Source organism: Fodinicola feengrottensis (assembly GCF_010993775.1).
In the GTDB taxonomy this organism is placed as follows: Bacteria; Actinomycetota; Actinomycetes; order Mycobacteriales; family HKI-0501; genus Fodinicola; species Fodinicola feengrottensis.
In genome coordinates this window covers 81,268-94,348 of the sequence record NZ_WOTO01000023.1, presented here as the reverse complement: position 1 = coordinate 94,348, position 13,081 = coordinate 81,268, and the positions used below count along the sequence as shown (strand labels likewise).

At 66.6% G+C, this 13,081-nt stretch carries 9 protein-coding genes and 3 pseudogenes; all 12 read left to right on the top strand.

Annotated features, from left to right (window positions below; translation table 11 throughout):
- The first annotated feature begins 77 nt into the window (after window positions 1–77).
- The 12 genes and pseudogenes from GNX96_RS21755 (at window position 78) to lysX (ending at window position 13,080) form a co-directional block, all read left to right on the top strand.
- A complete protein-coding gene (locus GNX96_RS21755) occupies window positions 78–2,474 on the top strand; it encodes a hypothetical protein (RefSeq protein WP_279581098.1) in 2,397 nt (798 codons plus the stop codon).
- Between the two features lie 49 nt (window positions 2,475–2,523).
- Window positions 2,524–4,164: pseudogene (locus tag GNX96_RS21750) on the top strand (NAD-dependent malic enzyme).
- A gap of 94 nt (window positions 4,165–4,258) precedes the next feature.
- Complete coding sequence (locus GNX96_RS21745; RefSeq protein WP_163569478.1) at window positions 4,259–5,206, top strand: EamA family transporter; 948 nt, start codon at window positions 4,259–4,261, stop codon at window positions 5,204–5,206.
- Window positions 5,207–5,216: 10 nt separating this feature from the next.
- Window positions 5,217–5,763 (top strand): annotated as a pseudogene (locus tag GNX96_RS21740) (CGNR zinc finger domain-containing protein).
- A gap of 69 nt (window positions 5,764–5,832) precedes the next feature.
- A pseudogene (locus GNX96_RS21735) lies at window positions 5,833–7,066 on the top strand (Fic family protein).
- Between the two features lie 594 nt (window positions 7,067–7,660).
- Entirely contained in the window at window positions 7,661–8,332 is a 672-nt protein-coding gene (locus GNX96_RS21730) for a hypothetical protein (protein ID WP_279581096.1), read from the top strand.
- Window positions 8,230–8,559 carry a hypothetical protein gene (locus GNX96_RS54025; RefSeq protein ID WP_279581095.1) on the top strand — a complete coding sequence of 110 codons (330 nt, stop codon included), beginning with the start codon at window positions 8,230–8,232 and terminating at the stop codon, window positions 8,557–8,559. Before GNX96_RS21730 ends, GNX96_RS54025 begins: the two co-directional genes overlap by 103 nt.
- Before the next feature lie 56 nt (window positions 8,560–8,615).
- Complete coding sequence (locus GNX96_RS21725; protein ID WP_279581094.1) at window positions 8,616–9,335, top strand: SDR family oxidoreductase; 720 nt, start codon at window positions 8,616–8,618, stop codon at window positions 9,333–9,335.
- Window positions 9,336–9,370: 35 nt separating this feature from the next.
- Complete coding sequence (locus tag GNX96_RS21720; protein ID WP_163569477.1) at window positions 9,371–10,243, top strand: family 3 encapsulin nanocompartment shell protein; 873 nt, start codon at window positions 9,371–9,373, stop codon at window positions 10,241–10,243.
- Window positions 10,240–11,991 carry a transketolase C-terminal domain-containing protein gene (locus tag GNX96_RS54020; protein ID WP_279581093.1) on the top strand — a complete coding sequence of 584 codons (1,752 nt, stop codon included), beginning with the start codon at window positions 10,240–10,242 and terminating at the stop codon, window positions 11,989–11,991. The genes GNX96_RS21720 and GNX96_RS54020 overlap by 4 nt, the downstream gene beginning before the upstream one ends.
- A gap of 65 nt (window positions 11,992–12,056) precedes the next feature.
- Window positions 12,057–12,224, top strand: coding sequence for a lysine biosynthesis protein LysW (gene lysW / locus GNX96_RS21705; protein WP_163569476.1), 168 nt, complete (start codon window positions 12,057–12,059; stop codon window positions 12,222–12,224).
- A 1-nt stretch (window position 12,225) separates the two neighbouring features.
- The gene (gene lysX, locus GNX96_RS21700) at window positions 12,226–13,080 is read left to right on the top strand and encodes a lysine biosynthesis protein LysX (RefSeq protein WP_163569475.1); all 855 of its coding nucleotides are present in this window, start codon (window positions 12,226–12,228) and stop codon (window positions 13,078–13,080) included.
- Window position 13,081 lies beyond the last annotated feature (1 nt).

Genomic DNA, 13,081 nt, shown 5'->3' with positions numbered 1-13,081 from the left:
CAAACCGATACCAGGCTATAAATGTCGTCCCGGACGGCGATGGCTTCATCCTCGGGCGGCACGGCACGAGTGAGTTCGTGGCCGTCCCGGAGATCGGCGGCCAGATCGTCCAGTGGCTGCAAGCGGGCGCGTCCGTCGCTGACTGCGCTGCGAAAGCGACCAAGATTGTCGGCGAAGACGTGGACGTCGCCGATTTCCTGGCCGATCTGGAGGCGGCTGGTGTCCTCACCGATGACGAAAACCCGCCGACTGTCGCCGTTGCGCCCGTCGGCCGCACAGTAGGCCGGATTTTTTTCGGCCCAGTGGGGCTGGCCGTTCAGGGCGTCCTGGTGGTGGTCGGGTTGGTCCTGCTCGCACTCGATCCGACGCTGCGTCCGAGCTATCGTGACGGGGTGCCGTCGACGATCCCGTTGGCGAGCATTTTCATCATCATGACGGTGTCCATGGTGTTGACGATTATCCATGAGCTGGCGCATAAGCTGGCCGCCGCGAGGCTCGGCGTGCACGGTCGGATCTCGTTTGGCCGAAGGCTTTTCTTCATCGTGGCGCAGACCGATGTGACTGGCCTGTGGGCCATTTCGCCGAAGAAGCGCGCCATCCCGCTGGCCGCCGGGATCCTGATCGATGCCGCGATCTCCGCCGCTATGGTGATCGTGCAGAGGATTTGGGGCGCCGAGCTCGGGTCGCCTGCGACGGAGGTCGTACGAGCCGTCGTCTTCATCAATGTCGGCGCTATCGTCGCACAGACGGCGGTATATATGCGGACCGACTTTTACGCGCTGTTTCTGGTGATGACCGGCAGCAAGAACCTCTGGGTCCTCAAAGGCGCGATCGCCCGGCAGCTGATCAGGCGCGGGTCGGACGCCGACCGGGAATTGATAGCCGCGGCCGGCTCGTCCGAGGTCTTTTGGGCCCGTTGCTACCTGGTGCTGTACGTCCCAGGTGTCATCATCGCCACCTGGTATTACTTCGTATTCCGGTTGCCCGCCACCATCCGGCTGATCGTGCTGTCAGCCTCGGCCATCGTTGACGCGAAATTCTCGCTGAGTTTCGCCGCGGTCGGTGGAGTGCTCGCTTTGCTGCTGATCGTCGTGCCGCTGTCGAATCGGCCTGTTCGGCGCGGGCCGGTCGGCTGTCAGGTCGATCCGGCAGCTGGCAGGGCATTAGCACCGGGCGCATTTCGAAAATCCTTCTTTTCACTTTACTCGGTGGCCGCCCGAATATCCCCACGCGGCCCGTCTTGCGGCGGTCCGTTTGGCGGGCAAACACCCCGACTAGTGCCGTTGGACCCACGTCCCGCGACCGCTCGCCCGATCCCTGGAAGTCGATGCCGTACGTACGGTAATCACACCGGCCGCCTGTGTGGCCGGGCAAGGGGAAGCGCAATGGATGCCACCGGGCTGATAGACCTGCAGCGAAAGGCTGCCGACGCGTTGCTGGGTGCCGAGGATTCGGCCAACGTCCTCATCTCGGCGGGACAGCTCGCGCGCGCTCTTCGGGAACTTTCCGCGGACAACGAGCTGTGGGGCACCTTCGAGGCGGTGGCCGATGCCGCGCCGGCCCGGCAGCAGCTGGCGCTGGTGGTTTCGCTGGACTGGCCGGCGATTCTGGACACCGTGCTCTACCGGTCACCGCCGCCGACCGAGCTGGTGGCGTCCGAGCTGGCCGCGGTGACGGTGCGTACGGGCGAACCGCCGCCATGGGCCGACCTGCGGGAACGGCTGCGCTGGTTGGGGGCGACGCTCGGTGACGACGTCCTGGATCCGGCGACGACCGGCGATCATCTCTGGTGGCGGCGACTGCAGGAGCGGGTCGGCTTCGGCTGGGATGCGGTCCGCCGAATCAACCTCGTCACCGTGCTGATCGACGGAATGGTCGCCGAGGTGGCTCCCTGGCGCGCCGCTTTCGGATCGGAGCCGGAAGCTTTCTCGGTGATGGGCACAGCTGTGGTGGGAATGCTCGACAAAGTCGCCAGCGAGCTGCGAACCGCTGGAAAGGCCGATGAAATCCAGCACCAGGAGCTGCGTTTGCAGGAGATCAGCGACGGTACGGCCCTGGAACCCGCCCGCGCCGGTTGGGAAATCAGCGGCCTGCAAGCCATCGGCGGGCAGGTCGACGCGTACGAGCGAACGGGTTGGCCGGCCGACACAGCCAATGTTTTTGAGCAAATCCAGGGGATCCGGGCCTGGGCCGCCTCGGTGGGGGTGGAAATGGCGACGGCATGGGGTTTCGTGGCCGCGCATGCCGGTGCCGCCGGCATCAGCTACGTGAACTCGCTGGCCGATGCGCTGGCCACTTTGCGGCGCTGGTTGACCCGGCTGACCACCGGTCTACGGGAACATTCGGGCACGGCCGTACGAGCCGCGGCAGCGCAGGCGAGTGCCGCCATCGACGCGGTGATGACCCGGATCCGCGAATTCAAAGGTTTCCTTTACGGCGAAATGCTGATCCTGCACCGCCAGCCCAGCGGCTGACTGTGGCACAGTCGAGGGCGGATCACTCGGCTGACGGAGAGGAACCGCCATGGGGGCCGCTGATCGTACGACTGGACAGGCGCGCCTTTACGACGCGTTGACTACCAAGGGAACTGCGTTTACCCAGCGGGGAGCGGCTGGAGTTGGGGCTGCTGGGGCTGTTGCCGATCGCCGAGAAGACGATCGAGCAGCAGGTGGCGCATTGCTGGCAAGAGTTCAGCACCCGCCGGAACGACCTCGACAAGCACATCTATCTGCGGGCTTTGCAGGATCGCAACGAAACCCTGTTCTACCGGGTGCTCAGCGAGCACATCGCCGAGGCGATGCCGATTATCTACACGCCCACCGTTGGTGAGGCCTGCCAGCGTTTCAGCGAAATCTACCGCCGTCCGCGCGGGCTTTTCGTCGCGTACCCGGACCGTGAGCACCTGCGTGAGGTGCTGCGCAACCGTCCGCAGCAGGACATCGACGTGATCGTGGTGACCGACGGGCAGCGCATTCTCGGTCTCGGTGACCAGGGAATCGGCGGAATGGGTATCCCGATTGGGAAACTTTCCCTCTACACGCTGATAGGTGGCATCGACCCGGCCCGGACGCTGCCGATCGTGCTGGATGTGGGCACCGACAACGCGCAATGCCTGGAGGACCCGCAGTATCTGGGTTGGCGGCACCGGCGGATCGGCGACGAGGAATACCACGCGTTCGTCGACGACTTCGTTTCGGCTGTACGAGCCGAAATGCCGGACGTCCTGCTGCAGTGGGAGGATTTCGCGACTGCCCATGCCCTGCCGATCCTGGAGAAATACCGCGACCAGCTGCTGACCTTCAACGACGACATTCAGGGCACCGCCGCGGTGGCTCTTGGCGCGCTTTATGGCGCAACGAAAGTCGCTGGCCGACCGCTGGCCGAGCAGCAAGTGGTGATGCTCGGCGCCGGCTCCGCGGGCATGGGTGTGCTCGACATGATCAGCCGGCAAATGCAGGCGCAGGGTCTTTCCGAGCAGAACGCACTGGACCGCATCTGGGTGGTGGATATTGACGGCCTGCTGACCGCGGATCGTACCGATCTGTCGGAGAACCAACGGCGGTACGCCAAAACCGTGGACTGGAAGCTGGCGGGACCGGCTCAGCTGGGCTGATGTGGTGCACAACGTTGACGTCGGTGTGCTGCTCGGACTTTCCACCGCCGCCGGCGCTTTCACCGAACCGATCGTCCGCGAACTAGCCGGAAAGACCGAGCGGCCGATCATTTTTCCGTTGTCCAACCCCACCAGCAAGGCCGAGGCGCGGCCCGGCGAGCTGGACGAGTGGACCGATGGCCGCGCGTTGGTCGCCACCGGATCACCGTTCGCGCCGGTCGTACGGGATGGAGTGGAACATCGGGTGGCGCAGTGCAACAACGTCTACATCTTTCCGGCGATCGGTCTCGCGGTGACCGCGTCGAAGGCGACCCGTGTCACCGACGAGATGATGCGGGTCGCGGCTCGTACGCTCGGCGAGGCGTCGCCGGCGTTGGCCGATCCGGCCGAGCCGCTGCTGCCGCGCTGGGAGGACGTGCCGGCGATCGCCGACCGGATCGCGGTCGCGCGGTCGCGGTGCAGGCGGTCGCCGACGGAGTAGCTCTCGGCGCGTACCCAAAGAGGAGCTCGCCGAGCTCGTACGAGCAACCCGCTGGTCGCCCAGTTACTGACCCTGTCACATCTAAAATATCGCTTGACTTCTTACGGTCCCGACCGTAGCGTCATTGGTATAAGTCGCCATGACCTATTACATAAGGAGTCGGGATGCAGCGCAGCGCGGGAGCCGGCCTCGGGCTGGCTCTGCTGTCGGCCGCGACCTTCAGCACCTCCGGCGCTTTCGCGCGGTCGCTGACCGACGCCGGCTGGTCGGCCGGCGCCGCGGTGGCCGCCCGGGTCGGCCTGGCCGCGGCGATTTTGGCGCTACCGGCCGTTTTCGTGCTCCGCGGCCGATGGCCGGCGCTGCGTAAGAACGCCGGCGTGGTCATCGCGTACGGGCTGATCGCGGTCGCCGGCTGTCAGGTCTGCTTCTTCAACGCCATCCAGTATCTGCCGGTCGGGGTGGCCCTGCTGCTGGAATATTCCGGCACGATCCTGGTGGTGGGGTGGCTGTGGGCGCGGCACGGTCAGCGCCCCCGGCGGCTGACCGTGGTCGGCTCGGCCATCGCACTGGTCGGTCTCGTGTGTGTCCTGGACCTCATTGGTCACGCGCACATCCACTGGGTGGGCGTGTTGTGGGGGCTCGGCGCGGCGATCGGGCTCGCGGTCTTCTTCCTGCTGTCGGCCAGCGGCGGCGAGGACCTGCCACCGGTCGCGATGGCAAGCGCGGGTATGGGCGTGGGCGCGGTGGCCCTGGTCGTCACCGGCGCGCTCGGGCTGCTGCCGATGCACGCGACTTTCGGCACCGTCCTGTTCGCCGGCCAGCACACCAGTTGGATCGTGCCGGTCATCGGGCTTTCGCTGGTCGCGGCGGTGATCTCGTACGTTTCGGGGATCGGTGCGGCCCGCCTGCTCGGACCCAAGCTAGCGTCCTTCGTCGGTCTCACCGAGGTGGTTTTCGCGGTGCTGGTCGCGTGGCTGCTGCTGGGGGAACTGCCCAGCGGCATACAGTTGGTCGGCGGCGTGCTGATCGTCGCCGGGGTGGCGCTGGTCCGGGTCGATGAGCTGCGGCCGGCCACTTCGGTCGTCGAGCGGACGCCAGAACCCGCCTGCTGACAGGAAAGTAGTGAAGACGGTTTTCCCGCACGACACCGAGGTAGCGCTCGCGGCCGCCGCCGCGCTGGTCAACACCCTCGACGGTGACCAGGAGCTGATGCCGGACCTGGCCGCGCTTGACGCGTTCGTCCACGACCAGGGCTGGACGGGATCGCGTACGCACGACCTCGCCGAGCTGCGGGCGGTCCGCGATCTTCGGCCGCGGCTGCGGGAGATCTGGGAAGTGGACGCGGACCGAGTGGTCGAGATCGTCAACGACCTGCTGGCGAGCGCGCGTGCACTCCCGCAGCTCGTACGACATGACAGCTGGGATTACCACCTGCACGCCACGACCGCGGACGCGCCGTTGGCCAGCCGGATGGCGGTCGAGGCGGCGATGGGGCTGGTGGACGTCGTACGGGGAGAAGGAGCTCGGCCGGCTGCGGATCTGCGACTACCCGACCTGCGAGCGGGTGCTCGTCGACCTCTCGAAGAACCGCTCGAAGCGGTTCTGCGACAGCGTCTGCGCCAACCGCGCCGCGGTCGTCGCGTACCGCGCCCGCAACGCCACCACGTAGTCACAGCTAAGTGAGCATAAGGAACGGCCATAGTTTCACTTATCGATTATCTGACACTAAGATGGTTCCATGGTTTCAGATCCGCTAGCGGAGTCGGTGAGAACGCTGAGCGACGATGAGGCCTGGCCGACGCTGCGGTGGGAGAGCCATGACTGGTTGCCGAGGATCCCGCAAGGGTTGGTTTCCAGAGCGGTAAGACGTCGCCACGTTGGGCCCTATCAGGCAGCTGTGGTTCCGTTCATTGCCGAACGTACGCCACAGCTCCCGGTGTCGGTCGTGGCGTTGGCCGAGGAGGCGTTGGCCGAGATCGCCCGCTTTGACGCTGAACTTGGCGCGGAGGTGGCCCTTTCGCCGCGGTGCTGCTTCGCTCGGAGTCCGCGTCCTCATCGAGAATCGAGAGAACCTCACCTCTGGGGCGAAGGCCATCGCACTGGCCGAGCTGGGAAGCACGGACAAGCGCAACGCGCAGGAGATTGTCGGGAACGTCGAGGCGATGAAGGCCGCGTGGGAACTGGCTGACCGGCTGGACGCGGATGCCATTCTCGCCATGCACGCGGCACTCATCGACCGGCACGATCCACGCATCGCCGGCCGGTGGCGACAAGAGCAGGTCTGGATCGGTGGTGACGACTTCGGTCCGCATGGCGCGGGGTTCGTCGCGCCTTGGCATGAGCACATTCCGGCGCTGATCGACGATCTGGTCCACTTCACCCGTCGTACGGATCTGCCACTGCTCGCCCAGGTCGCCATCGCGCACGCCCAGTTCGAGACGATTCACCCTTTCGCCGACGGCAACGGACGTACCGGCCGCGCACTGATGCACTCGATGTTGCGTGGTGGTCACGGGTTGACTCGCAACGTGACGGTGCCGGTCTCAGCTGGACTGCTGACCGACACCACCGGCTATTTCGACACCCTTACCGCCTATCGTGAGGGCGCCCCGGCGGCCATCGTCGAGCGGGTGGCGGAGGCGTCCTTCGCGGCGACTGCCAACGGCCGAGTACTTGTCGCGGAGTTGCGAGAGATCCGTGAGACTTGGAACGGCAAGATCAGGGTTCGCCGGGGTGCCGGCGCTTGGCGGCTCGCTGACCTGCTTATTCGTCAGCCCGTAGTGGACGCCGTGACGGTGGCGGGCGAGCTTGGAGTGACACCACAGAACGCGCAGCGCGCGATCGAGGCACTTGTCGAGGCGGCTGTCCTCACCGAGTTCACCGGTTTCAGGCGCAATCGAATGTGGCAGTCCGGCGAGGTGCTGACCGCACTCGACGACTTCGCCGCTCGGGCTGGCCGGCGCGGTTTCTGAGTCCTGTTTCCCGTCGCCGCCTGATATTCATGTTTCCGGGTCGTTAGAGAGTACGCGACTCACCCTGCCTATTGGAAATATGCATCCGCGCTGTGCGAATGGGACTCTTTCTTTTGACTTTGAGTAAAGGTGAAATAGGGGTATTCCATCGTTGCAAGACTCCTTAGCGATTGGCCGATTTCGGACAAGGGAACAACCTGGGATGCCTGCCGATCGTTCGGCGTCCGCTGGCTCGTACGGCCAAATATGCCGTGGTGGCTGGAAAATCACGTAACAAACACGATGACCGAGCCGGTCGGCCGGAAAGTCCGACTAGGTGTGGGTCTTCCATGTGTTGACCGGATAGTGTCGGATTTGTAGGTAAAGGGGAGCTGGCCGGCGGATTTTCGCGCTACAACGGCAATCTGCCCCATTGTCGAGGCGGTTCTGCCCTATCGCTTGCCGAACATGCGACATCGTCGAGGGGTGTCGTTTTCTGGTCACCACAAAGATTTAAAAGGCGGCCGCTTAAGTGGCATCCCATGGGTATAGTCACTTTTTTACCACCGTGGGGATTCTACCGATTTTATTCGCCAAGTACTTAAGAAGGGTCAGATGGGGCTGACTGTCCTATTTGTCACAGGATGGTGTCGCAGCGGCAGCACCGTGTTCGGCAACGTCCTTGCCGAGATACCTGGTGTTTTCCATGCCGGGGAGCTGCGCTACCTGTGGCAGAACGGCGTCCTCGGGACGGGCAGCAACCGGCGCTGCGGATGTGGTGTGGACCTGGTGGATTGCCCGCTGTGGTCCAAAGTTGCCGACGCTGGCCGGCCCGCGGACCGTACGCTTATAGAACACGCCACCGACGTGGTTGGCTGGCAACGCGACTGCCGGACCAGGCACACCGGCCGGGTGTTGCGCCGCCCGCCGGCCAACGGTTGGCCCCAAACGCTGCTGGCCACCTATCGTGCGATCGCCGATCAGACCGGTGCCAGCGTGATCGTGGACAGTTCCAAATATGCCTCGGACGCGGCGCTGGCGACTCATCTGGACGAGATCCAGGCCGGCGTACGCGCACATGGTCCGCGACCCGCGTGCGGTGACCTTTTCCTGGCTGAGCCCCAAGGACTACACCGGTCGGCGGAGCGCGCTGAAACAGCACCTGGTATTGGCTGGGCTTCAACATGGCCGCCGAGCGGGTCGCCAAAGCGCGACCGGATGCGGCCGTACGGCTGCGTTATGAGGACTTCACCACCGATCCGCGTGGCTCGGTCGCCGGGGTGCTGAAAATGCTGGATCTACCAGCGGAGGCGAATCCGGTAGCCGAGGACGGCAGCGTCGAATTGGGGCCTAACCACACCGTGACCGGCAATCCGAACCGGTTCGAACGCGGCCGTACCAAGCTGCGCGAGGACCTTCGCTGGCATACCGGACTGTCCCGCGGTGCGCGGACAGCGACGACTTTGCTTGCCACCCCTCAACTCGCCCGCTACGGCTACGCCCGGAGGCCCTGACATGGAGCTGGGACTGGCCGGCAAGGTCGCGCTGGTGGCCGCCGGCTCGGGCCGGTATGGGCCGCGCGATTGCCGCTGAATTGCTGCGCGAAGGTGCGACCGTGTCCATTTGTGGCCGCGATCGGGACCGGCTGGAGGCCGCTCGCGCCGAACTTTCCGCGCTCGGCAAGGTAACCGCGACGGCAGTGGACGTCAGAGACAACGCGGGCGTACGCGACTGGGTTGATCGGACCGCGGCCGACCATGGCGCGCTGCACATCGTGGTGGCCAATGGCGGCGGGCCGCCGGCCGGCCAGACCGGGGAATTCGACCTGGACGGTTTTCGTGCCGCGCTGGAGCTTTCGTTGTTGTCGCAGGTCGGCATGGTGCAGGCGGCGCTGCCGCAGCTGCGCCGGGCCGGCTGGGGACGGATTCTGCTGATCGCCTCGGAAACCGTGCGCCAGCCGATTCCGGAATATGCCCTGTCCAACGTGGTAAGGCCGGGATTGGTGGGATACACCAAAAGTCTGGTTCGCGAGCTGGGTCCGAGCGCGATCACGGTGAATGTGCTGGCACCTGGATACACCGCCACCGCACCCGTGTTGGACGGTCTGGACCCATCGTCCGATGTGGACAGTCAGCTGGCCGCGGTGGCCATCCAGGCCGGGATCCCGCTGGGCCGGGTCGGACAGCCTGAGGAGATCGCCGCGATGGCCGCGTTCCTGGCCAGCGAACGAGCCGGGTTTGTCACCGGCACCGTCCAACTGATCGATGGCGGACGCACTGTCGGCATGTAGGTCGCAGGCGTGAGTGATGTGTTGAGGGAGAGCGTGTGTCTGAGGTAACGATGCTGCTGGACGACCCGGAGCTGCGCCGGCGTGGTCCCGGCGAGGAGTTCGCGCTGGCCCGGGCGCGGATGGGCGACAAGGCGTCGGTGACGCTTCGGGCCGCGATCAGCGACCTGTTCCCGCCGGCCCAGCGGCGGCCTCGCTACACCGTCCGGCACCTGCTGCGCAAAGCGGTCATCGGTACGGATTCCGACGAGATCACCGTGTTCCGCGAGCGGGCCGCGCCGGACGACGAGTCGGCGGCGCCGGAATGGGGCTTCCAGGTTGGCATCACCGCGACTGGGCTGCAGACCATCACCGCGGCCGTGCCCGTACCAGACGAGATCCTGGCCGACCCGGCGGCGCTGGCCGCTTTCGTCGACTTCCGGCTGCTGGTACGCCTGGGCACCGCCGAGAATGACGTGCTGCTGAACGGAAAAGGCGGCGATGGCATCCTCGGGCTGCTGCACCACGCGGGCGTCCGCAAGGTGAATGACCCGGCCGGCACCGTGGCGGACACGCTGATCGCGACCGCGGCCCTGTGCGAGCGGCACGGCGGCTCGGCGGACGGCATGGTGCTGCACCCAGATGACTGGTGGCCGTTGTTGGGCGACGGGTTCCTGGACCGGCTGACCAGCGCTGGAGTGAAGGTCAGCCGGACCAGGATGGTGCCGCCCGGCACGGCCGTGGTCGGCGACTTCACTGCCGCCGCCACCCTGCTGGACCGTCGGCAGTCGACCATCCGGATGGCCCGCGAGGGCGAGCTGGGCATCGGCGGTGCCGGCATCGTCGCCGAGATCCAGGAAGGCCTCGCCGTCCACCTGCCCGGCCATTTCGTGGTCGCCCAACTGCCCACCGTGGGTGCGATCAAGGGATGACCACCACCGATCTCGCCGAGCGCAGCACGCACGCCCATCGGATCCGGGAGCACATCGTGGATATGTGCGGCGGCCCGATGGGCGGCCACCTGGGTGGCTCGATGTCGCTGGTGGAGATCCTCACCACCCTCTATTTCGGGGTGCTGCGGGGCGATCCGGCCGCGCCGCCGGCACCGGACCGGGACCTGCTGCTGCTCAGCAAGGGCCACGGCGCGGTCGGTCTTTACGCGGCACTGGCCGAGCGTGGGGTGTTGGAGGTGGCCGAACTGGCTGGCTACGGCACCGCCGGCAGCCGGCTGATGGCCCACCCGATCCGGGAAGTCCCGGGCGTACCGATGCCAGCCGGATCCCTTGGCCACGGTTTGGCGCTGGCCAACGGATATGCGCTGGCCGGCCGGCGGGAGGACTGGCCGCGCCGGATCTTCGTCATCCTCGGCGACGGTGAGCTGCAGGAAGGCTCGGTGTGGGAGGCCGCGATGGCGACCGCGACCCTGCGCCTGGACCGGGTGGTGGCGATCGTGGACCGCAACGGCCTGCAGATCACCGGTCGTACCGAGGACACCATCTCGGTCGAGCCGTTGGCCGACCGGTGGCGGTCTTTTGGTTGGTGCGTAAGGGATGTCGATGGCCACGACCTGCCGGCGCTGGAGTCGGCGCTGTCCGAGCTGCCGGCCGAGCCGGGCCGCCCGACCGTGCTGATCGCTCGTACGGTCAAGGGCCGCGGCCTGCCTTTTATCGAAAATCGCAGGGAAAGTCATTACGCCAAGCTGTCCGCTCGGCAATACCAGCGGGCCCGTGCCGTGCTGGCCAGCCAGTGGGAGCGCTCGCTCGCTCGGAGCGGAGGACGGATCGTGACCGCGCTGGCGACCCGCGAGGCGTACCGGGACGCATTGGTCGAGCAGCTGCCGACCGACGACGACCGTTTCTACTGCCTGGACAGCGACACCGGACTGTTCACCGGCGTGGATTTCGGTGCTGCCGCTGACAGATATGTGAACCTCGGGATCGCCGAGCACAATCTGATCGGCACCGCGGCCGGTCTCGCGGCCAGCGGCATGCTGCCGTACGTCACGACGATGGCGACCTTCGCCACCACCCGGGCGCTGGAGGCGATCAAGGTCGATGTGGCGTACGCGGGCCTGCCGGTGCGCATCGCTGGCACCCACGCGGGGCTGTCCGCCGGGCATCTCGGCCCGACCCATCACTGCCTGGAAGACCTCGGCATCGTCCGGATGCTGCCCGGTTTCACCGTGGTGGTGCCGGCCAGCGGCGAGCAGGCCGACCAGGCCGTACGCCAGACCGCCACGCTGCCGGGCCCGGTCTATTTGCGGCTGGGCAAGGCCGGCACGCCGGCGCTGCCCGAGCTGGACGCCGAGCCGTTCACCGTTGGCACCATTCAAAAACTGACGGCCGGCGAGGACCTGACGATCTTCGCTTGCGGGCCGCATCCGGTACGAGCGGCGGTGAGCGCGGCCCGGCTGCTGGCCTCCAAAGGCATCGGCGTGGCCGTCCACAACCTGCACACGCTCCGGCCGCTGGACGTGAACGCGCTGGTCACAGCGGCTGCGCCGGCCAAGGCCGTGATCACCGTGGAGGAGCACTGGCGGCTCGGCGGGCTGGGGTCGCTGGTCGCCGAAAACGCTGGCCGAGCAAGCCCCGAAACGGGTCGTACGGATCGGCATGCCCGACACCTTCGTCGCTCGCGTCGGCGACCAGGAAGACCTCCTGGTCCGCTATGGCATCAGTGACGCTCATATCGCGGAAACCGCGTTTGACCTGTTGGACACCCGGATTCTCAATGGAGGTAGGAGTCATGGCCCAGACCTGTCCCGAGTGTGAGGGCGCGGTCGCACTGGCCGAACCGGTGCGGCTGAGCGAGATCGCCCAGTGCCCGGACTGTTCCGCCGAGCTGGAGGTGGTCAGCTTGGACCCGGTCAAGCTGGAGACAGCGCCGGAGATCGAAGAGGACTGGGGCGAATAAGATGCCGGGCCGCCCGCTCGCGGTGCTGGCGTCCCGGGTCCGGGTCGAGGAGAAACTGATCCTCGCGGAGCTGGATCGGCGCGGGGTGCCGTACGAACACCTGGACACCCGGCAGTTCGTGGCCACCCTGCCCCCGGTCCAGTCGTACGCGGCCGTGCTCGGCCGGGAGATCTCGCAGACCCGACAGCTCTACGCGTGCCGGGTGCTGGAGGCCGCCGGTACGCCGACCGTCAACACGGCAGACGTGATCGCGCTCTGCGGCGACAAGCTGCTCACGTCCCTGGAACTGAGTCGCCGCGGGCTACCCACTCCGCGTACGGCGGTGGTGCTCAGCAACGAGTCGGCGCTGGCCGCGATCGAGGATTTTGGCTTCCCGGTGGTGATCAAGCCGCTGGTTGGCTCCTGGGGGCGGTTGGCCGCGGTGATCCGCGACCCGGAGACGGCTCGTACGGTGCTGGAACATCGCGCCGCGCTGTCGTCACCGCAGCACCAGGTCGTCTATTTGCAGGAGCTGATCGACAAACCGGACCGGGACATCCGGGTGATCGTGGTGGGCGACGAGGTCCTCGGGGCGTACTACCGGTGCTCGCCGGACTGGCGGACGAACGTCGCCCGCGGCGCCCGGTCCGAGCCCTGCCCGCTGACCGATGAGCTGGTCAAACTCTCGCTGGAGACGGCTCGCGCAATGGGCGGCGGGCTGCTGGGCGTCGACCTGATCGAGGACCGGGACGGCCGGCTGTACGTGCTGGAGGTCAACCACACCATGGAGTTCCGCGGGTTCCTCGCCGCGCACGGCGACCGAATCGACGTGCCCGGCGCGATTGTGGACTATCTGCTCGCCCAGGCGGTCTGGTGAT